General features: G+C 73.8%; 22 protein-coding genes. 7 read left to right on the forward strand and 15 right to left on the reverse strand.

What is annotated here, in order from left to right:
- Positions 1 to 66: 66 nt before the first annotated feature.
- Positions 67 to 516, reverse strand: coding sequence for a MarR family winged helix-turn-helix transcriptional regulator (locus H1D33_RS21675; protein ID WP_181571408.1), 450 nt, complete (start codon positions 514 to 516; stop codon positions 67 to 69).
- Positions 517 to 577: 61 nt separating this feature from the next.
- Positions 578 to 2,059, reverse strand: coding sequence for an NCS2 family permease (locus tag H1D33_RS21680; protein WP_414685431.1), 1,482 nt, complete (start codon positions 2,057 to 2,059; stop codon positions 578 to 580).
- A gap of 138 nt (positions 2,060 to 2,197) precedes the next feature.
- Here H1D33_RS21680 and H1D33_RS21685 point away from each other — a divergent pair, with 138 nt between their 5' ends.
- Positions 2,198 to 2,413 (forward strand): DUF2530 domain-containing protein, encoded by a 216-nt coding sequence (locus H1D33_RS21685; RefSeq protein WP_414685549.1) that lies wholly within the window; start codon positions 2,198 to 2,200, stop codon positions 2,411 to 2,413.
- Between the two features lie 4 nt (positions 2,414 to 2,417).
- Here H1D33_RS21685 and H1D33_RS21690 read toward each other — a convergent pair whose 3' ends face one another.
- Positions 2,418 to 3,257 carry a DUF3027 domain-containing protein gene (locus H1D33_RS21690; protein ID WP_181571405.1) on the reverse strand — a complete coding sequence of 280 codons (840 nt, stop codon included), beginning with the start codon at positions 3,255 to 3,257 and terminating at the stop codon, positions 2,418 to 2,420.
- Positions 3,258 to 3,322: 65 nt separating this feature from the next.
- Between H1D33_RS21690 and H1D33_RS21695 the strand changes: the two genes are divergently transcribed.
- On the forward strand, positions 3,323 to 4,999 hold the full coding sequence (locus H1D33_RS21695) for an MFS transporter (RefSeq protein ID WP_181571404.1): 1,677 nt from the start codon (positions 3,323 to 3,325) through the stop codon (positions 4,997 to 4,999).
- Entirely contained in the window at positions 4,996 to 5,646 is a 651-nt protein-coding gene (locus H1D33_RS21700; protein WP_181571403.1) for a futalosine hydrolase, read from the forward strand. The genes H1D33_RS21695 and H1D33_RS21700 overlap by 4 nt, the downstream gene beginning before the upstream one ends.
- Positions 5,647 to 5,733: 87 nt before the next feature.
- Here H1D33_RS21700 and H1D33_RS21705 read toward each other — a convergent pair whose 3' ends face one another.
- Positions 5,734 to 6,351: a helix-turn-helix domain-containing protein gene (locus H1D33_RS21705; RefSeq protein ID WP_246411943.1), complete on the reverse strand. Its 618-nt coding sequence runs from the start codon at positions 6,349 to 6,351 to the stop codon at positions 5,734 to 5,736.
- 443 nt (positions 6,352 to 6,794) lie between these two features.
- On the opposite strand from H1D33_RS21705, the gene H1D33_RS21710 reads away from it, so the two are divergent.
- Positions 6,795 to 7,625, forward strand: a complete 831-nt coding sequence (locus tag H1D33_RS21710) for a 1,4-dihydroxy-6-naphtoate synthase (RefSeq protein ID WP_181571401.1) — start codon at positions 6,795 to 6,797, stop codon at positions 7,623 to 7,625.
- Here the strand turns inward: H1D33_RS21710 and H1D33_RS21715 are convergent.
- Entirely contained in the window at positions 7,586 to 7,972 is a 387-nt protein-coding gene (locus H1D33_RS21715; protein WP_073826071.1) for a cold-shock protein, read from the reverse strand. The two genes, H1D33_RS21710 and H1D33_RS21715, sit on opposite strands and share 40 nt — an antisense overlap.
- A 28-nt stretch (positions 7,973 to 8,000) precedes the next feature.
- The gene (locus H1D33_RS21720) at positions 8,001 to 8,624 is read right to left on the reverse strand and encodes an HAD family hydrolase (protein ID WP_181571400.1); all 624 of its coding nucleotides are present in this window, start codon (positions 8,622 to 8,624) and stop codon (positions 8,001 to 8,003) included.
- Between the two features lie 37 nt (positions 8,625 to 8,661).
- Here H1D33_RS21720 and H1D33_RS21725 point away from each other — a divergent pair, with 37 nt between their 5' ends.
- Positions 8,662 to 11,127 carry a helicase-associated domain-containing protein gene (locus H1D33_RS21725; RefSeq protein ID WP_181571399.1) on the forward strand — a complete coding sequence of 822 codons (2,466 nt, stop codon included), beginning with the start codon at positions 8,662 to 8,664 and terminating at the stop codon, positions 11,125 to 11,127.
- Between the two features lie 3 nt (positions 11,128 to 11,130).
- On the opposite strand, the gene H1D33_RS21730 is transcribed toward H1D33_RS21725, so the two are convergent.
- A complete protein-coding gene (locus H1D33_RS21730) occupies positions 11,131 to 11,367 on the reverse strand; it encodes a hypothetical protein (protein WP_181571398.1) in 237 nt (78 codons plus the stop codon).
- A 134-nt stretch (positions 11,368 to 11,501) separates the two neighbouring features.
- Positions 11,502 to 12,383, reverse strand: coding sequence for a L,D-transpeptidase family protein (locus tag H1D33_RS21735; RefSeq protein ID WP_181571397.1), 882 nt, complete (start codon positions 12,381 to 12,383; stop codon positions 11,502 to 11,504).
- Between the two features lie 172 nt (positions 12,384 to 12,555).
- Between H1D33_RS21735 and H1D33_RS21740 the strand changes: the two genes are divergently transcribed.
- Positions 12,556 to 14,235: a DNA repair helicase XPB gene (locus H1D33_RS21740; RefSeq protein WP_181571396.1), complete on the forward strand. Its 1,680-nt coding sequence runs from the start codon at positions 12,556 to 12,558 to the stop codon at positions 14,233 to 14,235.
- 52 nt (positions 14,236 to 14,287) lie between these two features.
- Here the strand turns inward: H1D33_RS21740 and H1D33_RS21745 are convergent, their stop codons facing one another.
- From H1D33_RS21745 to H1D33_RS21775, 7 genes are all read right to left on the reverse strand, one after another.
- Positions 14,288 to 15,235 carry a zinc metalloprotease gene (locus H1D33_RS21745; RefSeq protein WP_181571395.1) on the reverse strand — a complete coding sequence of 316 codons (948 nt, stop codon included), beginning with the start codon at positions 15,233 to 15,235 and terminating at the stop codon, positions 14,288 to 14,290.
- Positions 15,236 to 15,710: 475 nt separating this feature from the next.
- Complete coding sequence (locus tag H1D33_RS21750; protein ID WP_181571394.1) at positions 15,711 to 16,559, reverse strand: GNAT family N-acetyltransferase; 849 nt, start codon at positions 16,557 to 16,559, stop codon at positions 15,711 to 15,713.
- Positions 16,560 to 16,622: 63 nt separating this feature from the next.
- A complete protein-coding gene (locus H1D33_RS21755) occupies positions 16,623 to 17,261 on the reverse strand; it encodes a hypothetical protein (protein WP_181571393.1) in 639 nt (212 codons plus the stop codon).
- Entirely contained in the window at positions 17,258 to 17,662 is a 405-nt protein-coding gene (locus H1D33_RS21760; RefSeq protein ID WP_181571392.1) for a YbaB/EbfC family nucleoid-associated protein, read from the reverse strand. The genes H1D33_RS21755 and H1D33_RS21760 overlap by 4 nt, the downstream gene beginning before the upstream one ends.
- Positions 17,663 to 17,682: 20 nt before the next feature.
- Positions 17,683 to 18,765: a hypothetical protein gene (locus tag H1D33_RS21765; protein ID WP_181571391.1), complete on the reverse strand. Its 1,083-nt coding sequence runs from the start codon at positions 18,763 to 18,765 to the stop codon at positions 17,683 to 17,685.
- Between the two features lie 55 nt (positions 18,766 to 18,820).
- A complete protein-coding gene (locus tag H1D33_RS21770) occupies positions 18,821 to 19,558 on the reverse strand; it encodes a TIGR03089 family protein (protein ID WP_181571390.1) in 738 nt (245 codons plus the stop codon).
- A gap of 27 nt (positions 19,559 to 19,585) precedes the next feature.
- A complete protein-coding gene (locus H1D33_RS21775; protein ID WP_181571389.1) occupies positions 19,586 to 20,164 on the reverse strand; it encodes a TetR/AcrR family transcriptional regulator in 579 nt (192 codons plus the stop codon).
- Positions 20,165 to 20,252: 88 nt separating this feature from the next.
- Here H1D33_RS21775 and H1D33_RS21780 point away from each other — a divergent pair, with 88 nt between their 5' ends.
- Positions 20,253 to 20,627: a DUF4267 domain-containing protein gene (locus tag H1D33_RS21780; RefSeq protein ID WP_181571388.1), complete on the forward strand. Its 375-nt coding sequence runs from the start codon at positions 20,253 to 20,255 to the stop codon at positions 20,625 to 20,627.
- The last annotated feature ends 88 nt before the right edge of the window (positions 20,628 to 20,715 follow it).

Consider the following 20,715-nt stretch of genomic DNA (forward strand, 5'->3'; position numbering starts at 1 on the left):
TAGGTGCGCCTCCTCGGGTCGGGTACGCCTCATCCACAACGGACGAAGCGGACCGCGCGACCCGGGTCAGGCGCGTGCGATCCCCTGGAGGATGTCCGCGGCCCGCCGCAGCGTGTCGCGTTCCTCTTCGGTGAGCGCGGCCAGCCGGCTGGCCAGCCATTCGTTTCGGGCCCGCTCGAACTGCTCGAGCACGGCCCGTCCCCCTTCGGTCGCCGCCAGGATGACCTGCCGTCCGTCGGTCGGGTGGGGGGTGCGCTGCACGAGGCCGCGCTCCTCCAACTTCGCGACGATCTTGGTCATCGTCGGTGGCTGCACCCGTTCCACGTCGGCCAGTTCCCGTGGCGTGAGGGCGCCCGCCAGGTTGAGGCTGGTGAGCGCCGACAGCTGGGTGACCGTGAGGTCGCCGACCGGTCGGGCCTGTCGGACCCGCCGGTTGAGCCGGGTGATCGCATCTCGCAGTTGGGGGGCCAACTGCGCCGGTGGCACGCGTTTCGCCGTCACCGTCCGCTCCGTCACACTAGTTAGCCTAACTAATGAGCCTGGCTAACGACATGCGTTATGACCAGGCTCACCAGCGTCAGAGCAGCACGGACTCGATCGGCCCGCGCAGGAAGTAGAGGACGAAGAGCGCGGCCACGCCGTACAGCAGGGGGTGGACCTCCCTGGCCTTGCCCTTCGCCAGCTTCACCAGCACGTAGCTGATCACGCCCGCCCCGATGCCGTTCGAGATCGAGTAGGTGAACGGCATCAGCACGATGGTGAGGAACGCCGGGATCGCGATCTCGTAGTCGGTCCAGTCGATGGTCCGGACCGCCGTCATCATCAGGAAGCCGACCACCACCAGCGCGGTCGACGCGGCCTCGAACGGCACGATCGCCGACAGCGGCGCCAGGAACATGGCCAGCAGGAACAACACGCCGGTGACCAGGTTGGCCACCCCGGTCCGGGCACCCTCACCGACACCGGCCGCACTCTCGATGTACGACGTGTTGCTCGACACCGACGCCGCGCCACCCGCGGCGGCGGCGATCGAGTCGACCAGCAGGATCTCCTTGGCCCGCGGCGGGGTGCCCTGCTCGTCGAGCATGTCCCCCTCCTGGCCGATCGCGACCATCGTGCCCATGGTGTCGAAGAAGTCCGTGATCAGCAGCGTGAAGACGAACATCAGCGGGACCAGCCAGCCCACCCGGGTCCACGAGTCCAGCACGTTGAAGTTGCCCAGCAGCGACAGGTCCGGCAGGTCCACCACCTGCTTCGGCAACTCGGGCACGTTGAGCGCCCAGCCCTTCGGGTTCGGCTTCCCGTCGACGAACGACGGGCCGATGTTGCCGATCGCCTCGACCACCACGGCCAGCACGGTGGAGGCCAGGATGCCGATCAGGATCGCGCCGCGGACCCGGCGTACCACCAGCACCACGGTGACCAGCAGGCCCACCACGAACACCAGCATCGGCCAACTGACGATCTTGCCGTTGATGCCCAGCCCGACCGGCACGGTGGAGTTCGCCGCGTCCGGCACCCGCCGGACGAACCCGGCGTCGACCAGGCCGATGATGGTCAGGAACAGCCCGATGCCGACGCCGATCGCGGTCTTGAGCTGCGTCGGCACCGAACGGAACACCGCGGTCCGCAGGCCGGTGAGCACCAGGATGCCGATCAGCACACCCTCGATCACCACCAGGCCCATCGCGTCCGCCCAGGTCATCTGCGGCGCGATCTCGAACGCGACGAGCGCGTTCACGCCCAGCCCGGCGGCCAGCGCGATCGGGAACCGGGCCACCACCCCCATCAGGATGGTCATCAGGCCCGCGACCAGCGCGGTCGCCGCGGCCAGCGCCGGGATGGCCAGGGTACGGCCGTCCGCGTCCTCCGCACCGCCGAGGATCAGCGGGTTCAACACCACGATGTACGCCATCGTGAAGAACGTGGCGAAGCCGCCGCGGATCTCCCGTCCGGTCGTCGACCTGCGGGCGGAGATCTCGAAGTAGCGGTCGAACGCGTTGCGCGGGTGCGCGGGATCGGGCGGTGTGCCGTGGTCCGCCGGCGGGGCAATGGACATCGGGTCCTCATCTGGTTGATCGACCGGTCTCGTCGCGCGCATCGTGCCAGATCACCCGGCGGACAGGGAAGGACGATCACGTACGCTGGTCCGGTGCCCCAGGAGCAACAGCCGCGGCCCGAGCCGCTCGACCCGCCGATGGTGCCGTTCGCCGTCGCCGGGCTGATCGCCTGGGCGGTGGCCGGCCTGGTGCTGCTGGTCTTCTTCCGCGACTGGCTCACCGCGCACGGCCACCAGAACTGGCTCTGGACCTGCCTCGCCGGTTTTCTGTGGGGCTTTCCCGGCCTGGCCACGATGATGCGGCACGACGCCAACCGGCGCCGCCGCCGGGCGGCCGCCCCGCGTCAGCCCTGACCGGTCAGGAGTGGCCGTACGGCTCCGCCGGCTCGGTCGACTCCACCGAACCCGGCGCGCGGCTGACCGACATCGCCTCGACTGCGCTGTCGTCGTAGACCGTGGGCAGTTCGTCGACGGGCGTCTCGACCGCACTGACGAGCGTCTCCGAGTGCGCGCCGCAGCCGTGGTCGGCGCTCACCACTCGGCCGTCGTCGGGGGCGAAGAAGTTTCCGCACGCCCCGAAGGACTGCCGCAGCGAGCCGGCCAGCGGCAGGTAGAACCCGCAGCTCCCGCAGCGGGCGGCGGCCGGCGCGGCGGTCGAGATGGCGGCGTCCGGACCGTGGTCGCCGTCGTACCAGCGCTGGGCGGTGTCGGCGCGTCCCTCCCGGGACAGCACCCGGGCCCGGCCGAGGCCCAGCTCCCAGGCGGTCTCCTCGACGGCCGGATCGTCGGAGAGCAGGTAGCCCGGGGCGAGCCGCTCGTCGTCCGCCGAGGTGGTCAGCAGGTCACCGGGACCGAGGTCGCCGGGCTGCAGCCGCTCCTGCCAGGGCACCCAGCCGGGGGCGAGCAGCGCGTCCGGGCCGGGCAGCAGGACGGTCTCGCAGATCGTGACGTGCTTGCTGCGGGCCACCCGGGTCACCGTGACGGCCCAGCGCCAGCCGCGGTAGCCGGCCATCCGGCACTCGAAGTAGTGGGTGACGACCCGGTCGCCCTCGGCGACGGCCTGGAGATGGTCGCCGACGTCGGTCGGCTCCACCTCGGTGATGGCGTCGCGGGCCACCTCGACGGCGGCGGCGCAGACCTGGTCGAGCCGGGGAGCGCGGGCGGATACGGGCCTGGTCACCATTCCATTGTTCCCCATGCCCGTCGGCGGGTTCTCTCCGGGTGATGCGGCGCGCGGGGAGCGGATGGGTGAGGATGGGACACATGGCGCTGTCCTCCCGCTCCGGCCGCTCCTTCCTCGGGCGGACCGTCGGCACCGGAATCCGCGCCACCCGGCTGCTGCTGCGGGGGTCGCTGCACGGCGGGCGCTGGATGACCCGCCGGGCCGGCACCGCCCGGGCCCGCAGCGCCGGCAACGAGGTGGGCATGGTCCGCCTGTTCGACCTGCACGCGCTCTCCTGCGCCGGGGACACGCTGATCGCCATCGGCCTGGCCGGGACGATCTTCTTCGACGTCCCGCTGGGTGAGGCCCGCAACAAGGTGGCGCTCTACCTGCTGGTGACCATGGTTCCGTTCGCCATGCTCGCCCCGGTGGTCGGCCCGCTGCTCGACCACTTCCGCCACGGCCGCCGGTACGCCCTGGCCACCACCATGCTCGGCCGGGCGTTCCTGGCCTGGCTGATCTCCGACTACATGGGCGGGCTCGGGCTCTATCCGGCGGCGTTCGGGGTGCTCGCGCTCTCCCGCGCCTACGGGGTGGCCCGGTCCGCGGCGGTGCCGAGGCTGCTCCCCGACGGGCTCGGGTTGTCCCAGGTCGGCGCGCGGGCCAGCGTCTACGGCACGGTGGCCGGGGCGCTGGTCGCCCCGATCGGGCTCGCCGCGTTCTGGCTCGGGCCGCAGTGGCCGCTCCGGGTCGCCTCGGTGATCTTCCTGCTCGGCATGGTGATCGCGCTCCGGTTGCCGCCGAAGGCCGACTCGGAGCCGCCGGAGCGGATGCCGCACCCGCTGCGCGCGATGCGCCGCCGCGACGGCGAGCGCCCGCTGGGCCGGGGCCGTCCCGCCGGTCGCCTGGTGATCGCCACGCTGATCGGCGCCGCGGCGCTGCGCGGGCTCTACGGCTTCCTGCTGCTCTTCCTCGCCTTCGCCATCAAGGCCGGCGACCTGACCACCGACTTCTTCGGCCGCGAGCTGAGCGCCCAGGCCGCGCTGGGCCTGGTCGGCGGCGCGCTGGCGGTGGGCACGTTCCTGGCCACCGCGCTCGGCACCCGGCTGCGGATCCACCGGCCGACCGCGATCCAGTCCAGCGGCACGATCATCGTGGCCGGCGTGGCGCTGCTCGCCGCGATCAAGTTCTCGCTGCCCATGGTGGCGCTGCTCTGCCTGGTGGCCGCGCTGATGAGCGGGATCGCCAAGCTGGCGGTGGACGCCTCGATCCAGGAGCGGATCCCGGAGCGGCTGCGGGCCAGTTCCTTCGCGCACTCGGAGACCGCCCTGATGCTCGCGTTCGTGGCCGGCGGCGGGCTCGGGCTGGTGCCGTTCACCGGCCTGATCGGGGTGGCGGTGGCCGCCGGCGTGGCCGCGCTGGTGGCCCTGCGCGGGGTCCTGGTCGCCAGCCGCCTGCGCGGCGAGCAGTTGATCGGCCGCCCCGTGGGCGACGACGAGCTGACCAGCGGCCACCCCGTGGGCGACGACGAGCTGACCCGCGACCCGGCGGGCCCCGCGCGGGAGCCGGCGGCGACCTCGTTCCCGGAGCCGCCGGTCACCTCGTTCGACGACCCGGCGCCCACCTCACCGGCGCCGCAACGCGTCGACAGGCCGGCGCCGAACGACGACGACCTCGCACCGCCCGGCTTCCACATCTACCGTCCCTCCTCGTCGGTCGGCGGCCCCGGCACGGCCGAGGACGAGAACCGGCGCGACCCCCGGGGGCCGGTGGCGTGAGCGGTCTGCTGGTGGTCACGGCGGTGCCCGCCGAGGCCGAGGCGGTCCGGGCCGGCCTCACCGACCCGACCGTGACGGTACGACCGGTCGGCGTCGGCCCGGCCGTCGCGGCCGCCGCCACGGCCCGGCTGCTGGCGCTGGCCGAGGCGGCCGGCCGGCCCTACCGGGCGGTGGTCAGCGCCGGCATCGCCGGCGGCTTCGTCGGCCGGGTCGCGGTGGGTGGCACGGTGCTGGCCGACCACAGCGTCGCCGCCGACGTCGGCGCCGAGTCGCCGGCCGGCTTCGTCCCGGTCGAGGAGTTGGGCATGGCCCCCGAGCTGCTGGGCGTCGGCCGCCGCGTGCCCGCCGACCCGACCCTGCTGGTCGCCCTGCGCGCCGCCCTGCCGGCGGCCACCGTCGGCACGGTGCTGACGGTCAGCACGGTGACCGGCACCGCCGCGAGCACCGCCGCCCTCGCCGACCGGCACCCGGACGCCGTGGCCGAGGCCATGGAGGGGTACGGCGTGGCCGTCGCCGCCGCCCAGGCCGACGTGCCCTTCGCCGAGCTGCGTACCGTCTCCAACCCGATCGGCCCGCGCGACCGCGACGCGTGGCGCATGCGCGAGGCGTTCGCCGCGCTCACCACCGCCGCTGCCGCGCTCCGCTGACCGTCTGGTCGAACCGCATCGCCGCCGGCCGGCTCAGCTCGACGCCGAACCCGCACGCGCGCAGGAAGTCGATTCCCGGCGACCGGGTCAGCGCCCGGACGCAGACCGGGCCACGGCTCGCGGCGATCGCGCCGTGGCCGGCACGGTCGGACCGGTCACCCGCCGCACGATCACCGACCTCCGGGCCCGCGCACGTTCCCGGCGCTCGTCCCGGCTATCCCGGTTCAGGCGGTAGCTCGCGGGCGGCACGGGCAACGGCCACGACCGCGGCGGCAACGTGTACCACTCGGCCCACCACGCACCCGGCCAGTCCCGGGGCTCGCGCACCTCCCAGACGTCGAGGTGGGCCGGGTAGCGGCGGCCCGCCTGGTCGCGCATGTCGTCATGGGGCACCGCGCCTGGCTCCGGCCTTGGCATCGGCCTTGGCATCGACTCTGGCATCGGCTCGGTCGGCGCCGTCGCCCGCGTGTCGGGTACGGGCTCCACCTTGACGCGAATCCCGGCGCCAGCTGCCCGCACCAGCCGCTCGACGGTGCGGTAGCGCGGATCCGTCGCCCGACCGGACTCGATCCGCGCCACTGCGGACTGGGCGAGACCCGCCCGCTCCGCCAGCTCGCGCTGGCTCAGATCAGCACGCCGCCGCAGTCGCCGCAGCAGGTCGCCCAGGTCGAGCTCCGGATCGATCGGTGATGTCGCGTCAGCCACCACCCCATGGTCACGGTGCTGGGGCGCGTTCCTCAACAGATCCCGCCTACCTGTGGATAACCCTGTGGACATCGACGTCGTCGCGGGACCGGGTGTGGACAGTCGAGTGCCTTTGGAGCTGAGTCGGTGGTGATGTCGCCACGATCGGGCGGATCTCCCGCCTCCGAGAGGGGCGAGCGGGCGGATCTCCGAACCCGAGTCCGGCCGACCGAGCGGCGGACGAACCGGGTCGGTCGGCAGACGCGACGGTAGAGCCGGGTGGACGGCGGACCGAGGCGGGCAGGCTGAGTCGTTTCTGATGTCAGCTCGAAAGGCACTCGGCGCCGACCTTCGCGCCGGCCTGGCAGCGTGCGGGGATCAGGGCGGCGACGCCGACCGGTGACAGCTCACACCTCGGCAGCCGGGGTGGCGGGTGGCGCGGCGGGCGGCGTTACGGTGGAGGCGTGGCGCTCTCCCTGGCGATTTCCCCCTGTCCGAACGACACGTTCGTCTTCGACGCGCTGGTGCACGGGCGGGTGCCCGGGGCGCCGGCCGTCGAGGTGACCTACGCGGACGTGGACGTCACCAACACCGCCGCCGAGCGGGGCGCGTTCGACCTGGTGAAGGTCAGCTACGCGGCGCTGCCGTGGCTGCTCGACGACTACCACCTGCTGCCCTGCGGGGGTGCGCTGGGCCGGGGCTGCGGCCCGCTGGTGCTGACCCGGGGCGACCGGGTCGACCTGTCCGGCGCGACCGTGGCGGTGCCGGGCGAGCGGACCACGGCGTACCTGCTGTTCCGGCTCTGGGCCGCGGACCAGGCACCGGCGCGGATCGAGGTGGTGCCGTTCCACGAGATCATGCCGGGGGTGGCGGCCGGCTGGTACGACGCCGGCCTGGTGATCCACGAGGCCCGCTTCACCTACCCCCGGCACGGGCTGACCGCCCTGGTCGACCTGGGCGAGTGGTGGGAGGGCGACACCGGGTTGCCGATCCCGCTCGGCGCGATCCTGGCCCGCCGCGGCACGGTCGACCCGGTCGAGGCCGCCGGGTGGATCCGCGAGTCGGTGCGGCAGGCCTGGGCCGACCCGGAGGCGAGCCGCGGGTACGTCCTCGCGCACGCGCAGGAGATGGAGCCCGACGTGGTGGACCGGCACATCGGCCTCTACGTCAACGAGTTCACCGCCGACCTGGGTGAGGCCGGCTTCGCCGCCGTGGAGGCGCTGCTGGGCCGGGCCGCCGACGCCGGGCTCGTCCCTCAGACCTCCAGCTCGCGCGCCACCGCGTGGACCAGCTGAGCGATCTTCTGCGCGGCCTTGCGGTCCGGGAAGCGACCCCGGCGCAGGTCCGGCTGCACCTTCGCCTCCAGCACCTTGATCATGTCTTCGACCAGGCCGTGCAGTTCCTCGGCCGGCCGGCGACGCAGCTCCGCCACGGACGGCGGTGCCTCCAGCAGCTTGACCCCCATGGCCTGGGCGCCCCGCCGGCTGTCCACCACGCTGAAATCGACCCGCTGGCCACCCTTGAGGTCGGCGACACCCGCCGGTAGCGCGCCCTTGGGCAGGAACACGTCGCCACCCTCGTCACTGGTGACGAACCCGTATCCCTTGGCCGCGTCGTACCACTTCACTCGACCCGTCGGCACCTGTCGAACCCCGCTCCACTCGAACCGTCTACCCCTCCAAGGCTAGCCCGATGATCCGGTCGACCGCCCGTGGGAATTCGACAAGATCATTAAGTACCTGATACGCGCCGGCCGCGCTCAACTCCGCCGCCGGACACGGGCCGGTCGCCACTCCCACGCCCGGGATTCCGGCCGCCCGCGCCGCGGCCATGTCGGCCACGTGGTCGCCCACGTAGAGCGTCGCGCCGTGCGCCCGCAGCGCGGTCGCCTTCTCTTCGGCGAACAGGTCCCCGGCCAACTCGTCGACCGCCAACCCCAGGTGGTCCAGGTGCAGCTTCGCCAACCGCCCGATCTTGGAGGTCACCACCATCACCCGCCCACCGCGCTCGTGCACCGCACGCACCGCGGCCTCCGCGCCCGGCATCGGCACCGTCGGGGTGATCGCGTACGCCGGATACAGCTCCCGGTAGAGCGTCACCGCCTCCTCGATCCGTTCCGGCGGGAACCAGTGCGCCAGCTCGGTACGCAGCGGCGGGCCCAGCCGGGACACGGCCAGGTCCGCGTCCACCGGCACGCCCGTACGCTCGGTCAACGCCCGGTAGGCGGCCGCGATGCCGGGGCGGGAGTCGACCAGGGTCATGTCGAGGTCGAAGCCGACCATCAGCGGAGACATGCCGAGAACCTACCCAGCGGGCTAGCGTGGTACGACGATGACCACCTCACTCGCCGACCACCTGCGGGCCCTCCCCGACGACTCGCTGGCCGCCCTGCTCCAACTGCGGCCGGACCTCGTCGTGCCGGTGCCGGCCGATGTGTCCGCCCTCGCCCTGCGCGCCCAGTCCCGGGTCTCCGTGGCCCGGGCGCTCGACGGGCTGGACCAGTTCACCCTGCAGGTCCTCGACGCCGCCCGGCTCACCCGCGGCCCCGAGGGCGCCACCTCAACCGACCAGATCCTCGCCATGGCCACCGCCGGGCCGCACCCGCCCGCCCCGACCGCGGTCCGCGCCGCGATCGACCGGCTCCGGGCCCGGTTCCTGCTGTACGGCGCCGAGCACGACCTGCACGTCGTGGGCGGCGTCGACGAGGTCTCCCCGTACCCGGCGGGGCTGGGCCGACCGGCGGCCGAGCTGGACGCCCTCGCGGCGGCCCTCTGCGCGGACCCGGCGAAGCTGCGGCGGACGCTGCTCGCCGCGCCGCCCTCGGCCCGGGCGGTCCTGGACCGGCTCGCCGCCGGGCCGCCGGTCGGCACGGTCGCGCCGGGCGCGCTGGAGGCGCCCGCCACCGGCGCCGAGGACGTGCTCCCGCCCGACCTGGTCAACGGCGGCGCGCCCACCGGCTCCCCGATCCGCTGGCTGGTCGAGCACCACCTGCTGGTGCGGATGTCCGGCGGCCCGCACGGCACGGTCGAACTGCCCCGCGAGGTGGGGCTGGTGCTGCGCCGCGACGCCGGACCGCTCGGCCCGCTGCACACCGGCCCGCCGGTGGTGTCCGGCCCGCCCCGCGAGGTCAAGGCCGTCGACTCGGCCGGCGCCGGGCAGACCATGGAGGTGGTCCGCTACACCGAGGCGCTGCTGGAGGCGCTGGTCCTCGAACCGGCGCCGCTGCTGCGGTCCGGCGGCGTCGGGGTGCGGGACCTGCGCCGGCTCGCCCGCGGTCTGGGCCTGGACGAGCCGACCACCGCGCTGATCTTCGAGGTGGCGTACGCGGCGGGGCTGACCGGGGAGCTGGAGCTGACCGGGGCGGCCACCACCCGCTACGGCGGCGACCAGCAGATCCTGCCCACCGGCGGGTACGAGGTGTGGCGCGCGGCGTCGCTGGCCCAACGCTGGGAGCAGCTCGCCCGGGCGTGGCTGGCGATGCCCCGCCAGGTGGGCCTGGTCGGCCAGCGGGACGACCGGGACCGGCCAATCTCGGTGCTCTCGCCCGAGGCGGAACGCGCGGGCGCGCCCACCGCCCGCCGGGCGGTCCTCGCCGTGCTGGCCGACCTGCCGCAGGGCACCGCGCCGACCCCCGACGAGGTGTTGGAGCTGCTGGACTGGCGGGCCCCGCGACGGGCCCGGGGGCGGGAGACGGCGCACCGCGAGGTGCTGGCCGAGGCGGCCCGGCTGGGCGTGACCGGGCTGGGCGCGCTCACCTCGTACGGGCGGCTGCTGCTGGCCGAGCTGACCGACGCCGACGAGCGGGGCGACGACCCGCTCGGGTTGCGCTCCGACGCCGAGTCGGGTGACCCGTCCACCGCGGTACGCGCGCTCGACGGGCTGCTCCCCGCCCCGGTCGACCACGTGCTCGTGCAGGCCGACCTGAGCGTGGTGGTGCCCGGCCCGCCCGACCCGGCGCTCGCCGCCGAGCTGGACGTGGTGGCCGAGCACGAGTCGGCGGGCGGGGCGAGCGTGCACCGGGTCACCACGGCGAGCATCCGGCGGGCCCTGGACGCCGGCTACACCGCCGACGACCTGCACGCGTTGTTCCGCCGCCGGTCCCGGACCCCGGTGCCGCAAGGGCTGAGCTACCTGGTGGACGACGTGGCCCGCAAGCACGGCGGGCTGCGGGTCGGCTCGGCCGGCGGCTACGTGCGCAGCGACGACGAGGCGCTGCTCACCGAGGTGCAGGCGGACCGGCGGCTGGAGTCGCTGGCGTTCCGCCGGCTGGCCCCGACGGTGCTGGTCACCCCGTACCAGGTCAACCGGATGCTGCTCGCGTTGCGCGACGCCGGCTACGCGCCGGTCCCCGAGGACGCCAGCGGCGCGACGGTGCTGGCCCGGCCGAAGACCCGGCGCGCGCCGGCCCGGACGCCGGTCACCGGCCGCGTGGTGGACCCGCTGGCCACCCCGAGGCTGCCGATGCCCCGCCTGCTCGGCGTGGTGGAGCAGATCCGCCGGGGCGACGCGGCGGCCCGGGCGGCGCGGCGGGCCCCGGCGGTGGTCCGCGGCGGGTCGGCGACCACCGGCCCGACGCCGGTGAGCGGGCACGGCGACGCGCTGGCCGTGCTCCAGCAGGCGGTACGCGACAAGGCGCTGGTCTGGGTGGGCTACGTCGACGCGCACGGGGCGACCGCGTCCCGACTGGTCCGGCCGGTCTCGATCGGCGCGGGCTACCTGCGCGCCGAGGACGACCGCACCGAGATGCTGCACACCTTCGCGCTGCACCGGATCACGGCGGCCGTGCTGGAGGAGTGACCGTCATTCCCCGTTGCGCCGCAGCGTGCCGATCACCGAGACGGCCAGCAGCAGCGCGAACGCCGCGCCGGCGGACTCGCCGACCGAGTCGACGAAGCCCTGACGCTGCACCAGCAGCCCGAACAGGAACCAACCGAACACGCCCACGGCGGCGACCGCGTAGCCGACCATCGCCGCCGTGGAGACCTGGTGCTGCTGCGTACGCTCGTCCTCGGGAAGCACGTCCTGATCGACGGTCATGCCAGCCCCTCCCCGCCCCGTGGTGGACCCGGCTTCCAGAGTGGCACCGACCGAACCGCGCGGACAGGGGTTAAAACCCTGATCCGGACGGTCCGGTCACGGGCACCGGCGGGGGCGGTGGGGCCGGGGCCGGCTCAGGTGCCCGGGCGGCGGCCGATCACCACGACGCGGGTGCCGATCGAGCCCAGCTCCCAGAGGCGCACCGCGTCGCGGTGCAGCAGGTTGACGCAGCCGTGCGAGCCGATCGCGCCGTTGTGCAGGTAGGTGGTGGTCTCGTGGAAGCCGATCCCGCCGTTGAACTGCTGCCAGTAGGGCAACCACACCTCGTACGGGTTGGACCACTCGCGCAGGTTCCGGCCGCCGACGGAGTAGGTGCCGGCCGGGGTGGCGTACCCGGACATGCCGGTGCGGGTGACCGTCGGGCCGAGCACCACCTTGCCGCCGCGCATCGCCCACACGGTCTGCCGGGTCAGGTCGACGCAGAAGGTGAGGCGGGAACCGGCCCGGCAGCGCGACACGTCGGTGCCGGCCAGCCGCTTCGCCACGTCGTACGTGGTGGGGCCGGCGCGCCCGGAGGCCGGGCTGATGCCGTACCGGGTCTGGAATTTCTTGATCGCGGCGCAGTCGGCGGCGGACTGCGCACCGTCCACGCTCAGCGTCCCGAAACCGCCCAGCCGACTCAGGTAGCTCTCCACGGCCCGCTGGTGCTCCCCCTGCGGGCACCCGGCGGACCGGCTCGGCTTCGGCGTGGCCCGGGGTTTCGGTGAGGTGGTCGCCGACGGCGACCGGGAGGGTTTCGGCGTGGCCGTCCGGCTCGGCTGCGCCGACGGGGACGTCGCCGGCCGCTCGGACGTGGGCGGCGCGCTCGCCCCCGATGCTCCCTCCGTCAGCCCGACCGGCGCGGGGGTGGTGCCCCCGGCGCCCTCCGTCTGCGGATCGAGCGCGCACGCGCCGACGCCGACCAGCACGACGACCGCCAGGCCGGCGACCCGGGCGAAGAACCGGACACGCTTCATGGGCCCTCCTGGTCAGTTGTCCCGCTTGCTAGACGTGTGGGGTGAGTATGACGTTGCCTGTCCAGCGAGACTTTTTTCGGACCGTCCCCGGCGTGTAACACTGGATGGTCCGCCTTCGGCAGGTCAGATGTGGTGCGGGCAGAGATTCCGGGCGATACGAGAGGACGCTGGCGTGAGCGGTGGACCACTGATCGTGCAGTCGGACAAGACGCTGCTGCTGGAGATCGACCACCCCGACGCGCAGGCGTGCCGGATGGCCATCGCGCCCTTCGCCGAGCTGGAGCGCTCGCCCGAGCACGTGCACACCTACCGGCTCACCCCGCTGGGCCTGTGGAACGCGCGGGCCGCCGGGCACGACGCCGAGGGCGTGGTCGACTCCCTGATCAAGTATTCGCGCTACCCGGTGCCGCACGGCCTGCTGGTGGACGTGGCCGAGACGATGGACCGGTACGGCCGCCTCCAGCTCGCCAACGACCCGGCGCACGGGCTGGTGCTGCGCGCCCTGGACCGGGTGGTGCTGATCGAGGTGGCGAAGAGCAAGAAGCTCGCCGGCATGCTCGGCGCGAAACTCGACGACGACACGATCGCGGTGCACCCGTCCGAGCGGGGCCGGCTCAAGCAGGCGCTGCTGAAGCTGGGCTGGCCGGCGGAGGACCTGGCCGGCTACGTGGACGGCGAGGCACACCCGATCGAGCTGGCCGAGTCCGGTGCGGACGGCGGCAAGCCGTGGACACTGCGGTCGTACCAGCGGGAGGCGGTGGAGGCGTTCTGGGCCGGCGGGTCCGGCGTGGTGGTGCTGCCCTGCGGCGCCGGAAAGACGCTGGTCGGCGCCGCGGCGATGGCGGAGGCGAAGGCGACCACGCTGATCCTGGTGACGAACACGGTCGCCGGCCGGCAGTGGAAGCGGGAGCTGATCGCCCGCACGTCGCTGACCGAGGAGGAGATCGGCGAGTACTCGGGCGAGCGCAAGGAGATCCGCCCGGTCACCATCGCCACGTACCAGGTGCTCACCTCGCGGCGCGGCGGCGCGTTCACCCACCTGGACCTGTTCGGCGCCCGCGACTGGGGCCTGGTCGTCTACGACGAGGTGCACCTGCTGCCCGCGCCGATCTTCCGCTTCACGGCGGACCTCCAGGCCCGCCGCCGGCTCGGCCTCACCGCGACGCTGGTACGCGAGGACGGCCGCGAGGGCGACGTGTTCAGCCTGATCGGCCCGAAGCGGTACGACGCGCCGTGGAAGGACATCGAGCAGCAGGGCTGGATCGCCCCGGCCGAGTGCACCGAGGTACGGGTGACGCTGACCGACGCGGAGCGACTGGCGTACGCGACGGCGGAGGCGGAGGAGCGCTACCGGATGGCGGCGACCGCCCGCACCAAGCTGCCGGTGGTCCGCGCGCTGGTGGAACGCCACCCTGCCGAGCAGGTCCTCGTCATCGGTGGCTTCCTCGACCAGTTGCACCAGCTCGGCGAATACCTGGACGCTCCGATCGTGCAGGGTTCCACCACGAACAAGGAGCGGGAGCGGCTGTTCGACGCGTTCCGCTCCGGCGAGATCCGCACGCTGGTGATCTCGAAGGTGGGGAACTTCTCGATCGACCTGCCGGAGGCGGCGGTGGCGATCCAGGTGTCCGGCACGTTCGGCTCGCGGCAGGAGGAGGCGCAGCGGCTGGGCCGGGTGCTCCGGCCGAAGGCCGACGGCCGGCAGGCGCACTTCTACACGGTGGTGTCCCGGGACACGATCGACACCGAGTACGCCGCGCACCGGCAGCGTTTCCTCGCCGAGCAGGGGTACGCGTACACCATCGTGGACGCCGACGACGTCCTCGGCCCTTCGCTGCCGAGCGTCGACTGACCGGCGCGGACGCCGGGCGGGCCGCTGTCGTGCGACCCGCCCGGCCTCTCGGTCAGCCCTTGCCGCTGGCGCGGAACGCGACCCAGGCGTCGCTCATCCGGTCGGCCTGACCCGGGGTGAACATGTTCATGCAGGAGTCCTGCGTGTAGTCCATGAAGTTGTGGATCGGGTCGAGCCCGGGTGCGGTGCAGGTGTCCGCGCCGACCGGGCAGTTGAACTGCGGCGCCGCCTCACGCGGCGTGTCGGCGACGAAGTCGCCGGAGGCGGAGCATCCGTGCGCGAACGTGTGCTCCAGCATCAGCCAGTGCCCCACCTCGTGGGTGAGCGTGTCGCCGAGCGCGTACTTGCCGGCCGTGCCGCCGGGCATCGACTCGTCGAGCATCACCACGCCGTCGATGTAGTCGCGGCCGTTGTTGTAGCCCTTCGGGAAGTACGCCCAGCCGAGCAGCCCGCCGCCGATGTTCGCCGCGTAGACGTTGAGCGTGCGGGAGTCACCGGTGTAGAGCGCCTTCTTCATGTCCCGCTCGTTCTTGCCCGGCACCACCGTGTACCAGGCGCTGTTCACGGTCCAGGTGGTGTCGACGAGCGAGAACCGGAACGGCGTGTCCGAGGCGTCGGCCGCGGTCCGGCCGGCGTACGAGTCGTTGAGCACGGTCATCTGCGCCGCGATCAGCGTGTTCCACCGGGCCTTCTCGGCCGCGCTCAGCTCGTGGTCGGAGACCATGTGGAAGACCGTCGGCACGGTGACGCTGCCGTTGGCCAGGCGCGGGGAGTCCTTGATCACGCCGTAGGCGTTCGCCTCGTTCTTGGAGTAGAGCTCCGGTTCCTGGGCGGTGGCGCCCGCGCTGACCCGGGCGGCGCTGTGCGTGTCGGCGCCCGGCGCGCAGGTCGCCGCCGTCGTCGGGGCGGCGGAGGCGGTGGCCGGTCCGCCGCCGGCGGTGAGGAACGTGGCGGCGGCAGCGGCGAGCACTGCCAGGTGGATGGTCGGTTTCCTGTGCATCGCTGCACCTTTCGAGAGGCATGGAGGAATACCGACGCGGGGTTGTCAAAGCTGCGGGTCGATGACGTCGTCGTCCCGACATAAGACCACGTCAGCGGCGTTCACAACACCCCCCGACGCCGGGCGCCGGCACCCGGGATGATGCCGCACCCGTTCCCTTTGGAGCTGATGGCAGACACGACTCGCCGCGCGGGCGTAGCCATCCACCAAGAGAGATCGGCGTCCCACCTCATGGACACCGCGTAGATCTTGGTACGAAATGGCCCGCCGAGGGGCCGATTCGTACCAAGATCTCGCACGATCGGCGATACCTTCCTGCACCGCGGGCGCCAATTTTCGCGCGCACCGCCGCCCGGGTGCTGGCCCAGCTCAGCGCCCGGGTGGAAGCGGGCGGGGTGACGCGCCCTGGCTCCGACGCCGCTGACCCATCCATGTCGTCAAGTTTTGTAGGCGGCCTCGGTCGGACGGCCGCCGGTCAGTGGCGCAGGTAGCGGGCGCGACGGCCGGCGTCGCGGAACCCGAGCCGGCGGTACAGCCGCGCTGCCGGGTTGTCGTCGTTGACGCAGAGCCACGCGGCGTCCGCGCCCGCCTCGGCGAGCCCGCGCAGCACGCGCGTCACCAGGTACGCGCCGACCCGCCGGCCGCGCCAGCCGGGCACCACGCCGACCTGGTCGATCCAGTCGCCGAGCACGGTGACGAATCCGGCGGTGTCGCCGTCCGGCCCGTGCGCGATCAGCGACAGCTCCGGCCGGTAGTCCTCGTCGTCGCGCAGGTCGCCCAGCCACTCGTCCGCTGCCGGCTCGACGAACCCGGGCCGGTCCGCGAACGAGGCGCGGTAGGCGTCGAACAGCTCCGGCCCGAGCGTGGCCGCCGTCACGGTGACGCCGTCCGGCGCGGCCACCTCGGGCAGCGCGTCGAGGTCGTGCCGCAGCACCCATTCCAGGAACGTCCGGGTGTATCCGCGCGCGGTGAACAGCGCCTCCGCACCGGCGGTCCACGTCTCGGTGGTGAGCAGCAGGTCCGCGCCGGCCGCCGCCGACTCGGCCCGGTCCAGCAGCCCGGCGCCGATCCCCCGCCCGCGCCAGGCCGGATGCACCAGCCCGGTGGCGGTGGCCGGGGCCCGCTCCGCGCCGACGCTCACGGCCGCGACCAGGTCACCGCCGTGCCAGGCCCCGACGGTACGCGGCTGGAGCAGTCGCGCCCGCAGCAGCGCCGGGGTGGTGAGCAGCGGCAGCCCGCCGTCCACGGCGAGGGCCGCCTCGGCCAGCCCGCCCAGCGCCGGCAGGTCCACCTCACCCAGCTCCCGCCAGATCAACCCGTCCACTGTTCTCCTGAGTGTTAAAAGGGGGCCCCGCCTATACCGAAAGCGTTAAGCGGGGCCCCCGCCTTACACCTCGAGCGCCGCGAGCAGGGCGCGGAGCTGCCGTTCGCGGCGGAGCCGGCCGGCGTAGATGCCGACCTGCCAGGCCGCCGGACTGCCCACCCGCTCGTTCCAGTGTCGAGCCAGCCTGCCGGTGTCCCCGCCGGCGAGCAGTGCCGCCGCCGCATCGGACGGCAGGTCGAGGACGAGGACCGGGGCCCCGGGCCGGTCGCGTTCCACCCGCACGCCGGTGAGCGCGCCGATCGGCAGCCGCACGTCCCACCAGGACGGATCGGCCGGGTCGGCGGCACCGAGTTCGTCGGCCCACACGCCGCGCAGTCGACCCCGGACCTCCCCGTCGCCGACCGAGAGCATCGGGTGTCCGGCGCCGTAGCCGTACCAGGTGCCGGCGGCGACGGTCAGGACCGGGTACGGCAGCGCGATCACCGCCGCCACCAGGAACGCGAGGACGTACGGCAGTGCCGAGCCGTGCCGGGCCAGCGGCGCGCCGGCGACGACGAGCAGCACGAACGCGACGGCGGCGAAGGCGAGCAGCACGAACACGGTCGCCGGGCTCATCCGGTAGCCGGCGCGGACCGGTCGCAGCGCGCCGAGCACCCGCAGCAGCGGCCGGCGCAGGCGCAGTTCCGCGGTCGCCGGGCTCATGACCGGCCGAGGTCGCCGTGCAGCTGTTCGAGCTTGGCCCGCTGCGCGTCGACGAGTCGCTGGTACCGGGCCACCTGTTCGCGGGCTTGGCGGACGGCGTCGCTGCCGTACACGTCGGCGCTGCCGGTCATCTGCGCCACCACCTCGGCCAGCTCGGCGGCGGCCGAGTCGGCGGCCCGGCCGGTGGCGGCGAGGATCGCCTCGCGCAGCTCGTACGTCTGCATCCGGCGGGTCTCCGCGGCCAGCTCGATGTCGACGAGGCGACCGCTGGCGGCGCACGTCGCCCGCACCAGTCCCGCGTCGTCGCTGCCCTCGCCGGTCAGGTCGGTGAGGGTGGCGGCGAACTGGTTGGCCTGCTCGGCCATGCCCTCGATGCGGCGTCGGGCGTCCGGGTCGATCACGGCGTCTCCTCTCCCGCGGCTCAGGCGAAGTTCTCGCCGACGCGGAACTCGGTCAGGTCGGGGGTGCCGGCCGCGCCGTCGTCCGGCAGCGTCATCAGCTTGAGGAAGTCCTTGGCGAGACCGTTGATGAGCGCCAGGGCCAGCCCACCCAGCGCGCTCACCGCCGCCACCATGGTGGTGACCGAGCCGGCCACGACCGCGCCGGTGGCCTCGATGACGGGTTCGAGGACGACGGCGGCGCCGGGCACCAGCTCAGCGGCGCGCATGGCGATCAGCCAGGTCAGGAACGGCACGGTCATCGCGCCCAGGGCGATCCACAGGCCGCCGAGGGCGATCTCCAGGGAGTGCAGCGCCTCACCGAGCGTCCGGATGTACGCGCCGAGCTCGTCCAGGTGCGCCTTGAGCTTGGTGGCCATGATGACGAAGCTGTCCTTGCCCTCGCCCTTCCAGGTGCCGGTGGCCGCCGAGCAGATCTTGTCGAAGTTGGCGTTCAACGCCTTCTGGAGCTGGTCGCCGTGGCGCATCAGGTCGGCGCCGGCCTGCGCGATGCCGACCGGGTTGGCCACGAAGAGCGCGGCGCCGGCCAGACCGATGACGAAGGTGGGGCAGAGCGCGGCGCAGGCCGCCATGCCGCCCAGGATCCCGCCGATCTCGGCCAGCGTGATCGAGGCGCCGACGGTGGCGGCGGCGCCGAGCGTGCCCGGGTCGGTGACGAGTTGCGCCACCCCGGTGCGGCCGTACGCGTCGCCGAACCCACCGGTCGGCACCGGTGTGCCGCCGAACCCGCCGACGTGCAGGTCCTCGGCGCGTTGGTACTGGTCGGCGACCTGGCCGAGTTTCGCGCCGATCTGCCGGCACACGTCGGCCGCGCCGCGCACGTCGCCGACCAGGAACTCGACGCGCTGGATGTAGAGCGCCTCGACCGGCGACAGGGCGATGCCGAATCCGGGCGGGTCGATGACGCTGTCCCGGGCGATCTCCTGCGCCTGCTGCGCGTAGTCCTCGGCGACGGTGCCGCCCAGCGTCCGGCCATGGATGCGGACGTCGTCCGGGTCCACGGTGAAGTCGGCCATGCTGCCCTCCCGGTGCGGCTCCCCGGGCATCGTAGGCGAACCATCACGCCCCGCGGTGCCCCCGACGATCCCGGGAACGGCCGGCTCAGAGGAGGCGGGTGGCCCGGTCGGCGGCGAGGTGGGCGTCCAGCCGCGTCCGGTCGAGGTGGGCGTGGACGACGACCGTGGCACCGGCGGCGAGCGGGGCCAGCAGCCACTTCAGGGGCTGCTCGTGCTCGACCGCGTCGACCAGCAGCCGGTCGCCGGCGCGCAGGTCGAGCTGCGTGGCGATCTCCGCCGCGAGCCGCCGCCACGCGCCGAAGCTGGTGCCGTCCGGGGTGGCCGGGTCGGCCGGGTCCACGGCGGTGTAGTCCGGCGGGTCGGCGGGGTGCCGCGGCACCTCGGCCGACCAGTCCAGCCAGCCCGGCGGCACCTCGCCGAGCGGGCCGGGCGCGGTGCCGACGAGGTAGCGGTGGGTGCCGTCGGGCACGTCCTCCAGCCAGTCGTCGAGGCGCGCCGGGGTCACGAACACCGCGTCGTACGGCCGGTCCGCGCCCGGCTCCAGCACCGGCAGGCCGGCCAGGGCCCGGGGTCGGAAGGAGACGCTCAGCCCGACCGACCAGGCCCCGAGCAGCACCGCCGCGGTGCGCCAGTGCGGCGGCAGCAGCACGGCCACCCGGTCACCGGGGCGCAGCCCGCAGCCGTCGCGGAGCAGGCCGGCGGTGCGGGCCGTCCAGGCCCCGAGCTGGGCCGCGTCCAGGTCGGTGCGTTCACCTGTCGCGTCGTCGCGGTAGCTGAACAGCGGCGCGTCGGTGGTCGCGGCCACGGTTCCGGATGCTGCCATCGGGTGCGCTCCTGTCTGGCGGTCAGCTCACCCTAGCCGGGTGAACCGGTCGACCAGGAGGGCCACTCGGCGGTCGTGTTCGGCCTGCCGCAGCCGGCCGTCGCGCATCAGCGTGACCAGGCCGTGCAGCCCGCTCCAGAACGTCTCGGTGAACGTCTCCAGGTCGTCGTCGCCGGCGAACGGGCGCAGTGTCTCGGCCAGTTCGGCGAAGGCGCGGGCCAGCTCGACCGGGGTGTCCTGGCTGGCGAAGGAGAGGGCGACCGGAAGCGTGAAGATCGCGTCGTAGAGCGCGGGCCGGCGGGCGGCGAACGCCGCGTACGCCGTGGCGATGCCGGCCACCGCCTGCCGCGGGTCGGCCGCGGCGGCCCGGGCGGCGGCGAGGTCGGTGGCGAGGTCGCCGGAGCCCTCCACGGCGACCGCCGCCATGATCGCGTCCTTGCCCTTGAAGTGGCTGTAGAGGACTGGCTGGCTGTACTCGATCTCGGCGGCGAGTCGGCGGGTGGTGACCGCGTCCCAGCCCTCCGACTCGGCCAGATCGCGGGCGGCGGCGATGATCGCCCGCTCGCGTTCCGCCCGCTCCCGTTCCCGACGCGCCTGAATCGACATGACCGTGATCCTAGCACCGCTAGCCATCCTGCCGATGCTCTGCTAGCGTCGCTTTCACATCTAGCAGCGCTAGCATTTGGAGTCGGTCATGCTCAGCCCCCTCGCCTACGGACTCGCCATCGTCCTCAGCCTGTTCATCGCCTTCATCGGCGTCCGCTTCCTGGTGGCGCCACGCGCCTCGGCCGCCGGCTACGGCGTGCCGGCGGCGGAACACGGCGGAGACCCCGCCTATCTGACGATCAAGGGCGTCCGCGACTTCACCTACGGGCTGGTCGGCCTCGCCCTGATCGCCTTCACCAGCGCCGACGCGGTCGCCTGGTTCATGCTCGTCGTCGCGGTGGCCCCGCTGGCCGACACCGTCATCGTGCTCCGGCACGGCGGCACCCGGGCCACCGCCTTCGGCATCCACTTCGCCACCGCGCTGGTCGTCCTCCTCGACGCCGCCCTGCTGTTCGCCCTCTAGGGCCGCGCCGCCGGCCGGGTCCGCGACCGTCGACTTTGGTCGCCGACCCGGCCGGCCGATGGCCGTATCGACGGGCCGGGCGGCTACG

It is taken from the genome of Micromonospora ferruginea (assembly GCF_013694245.2).
Taxonomy (GTDB): domain Bacteria; phylum Actinomycetota; class Actinomycetes; order Mycobacteriales; family Micromonosporaceae; genus Micromonospora; species Micromonospora robiginosa.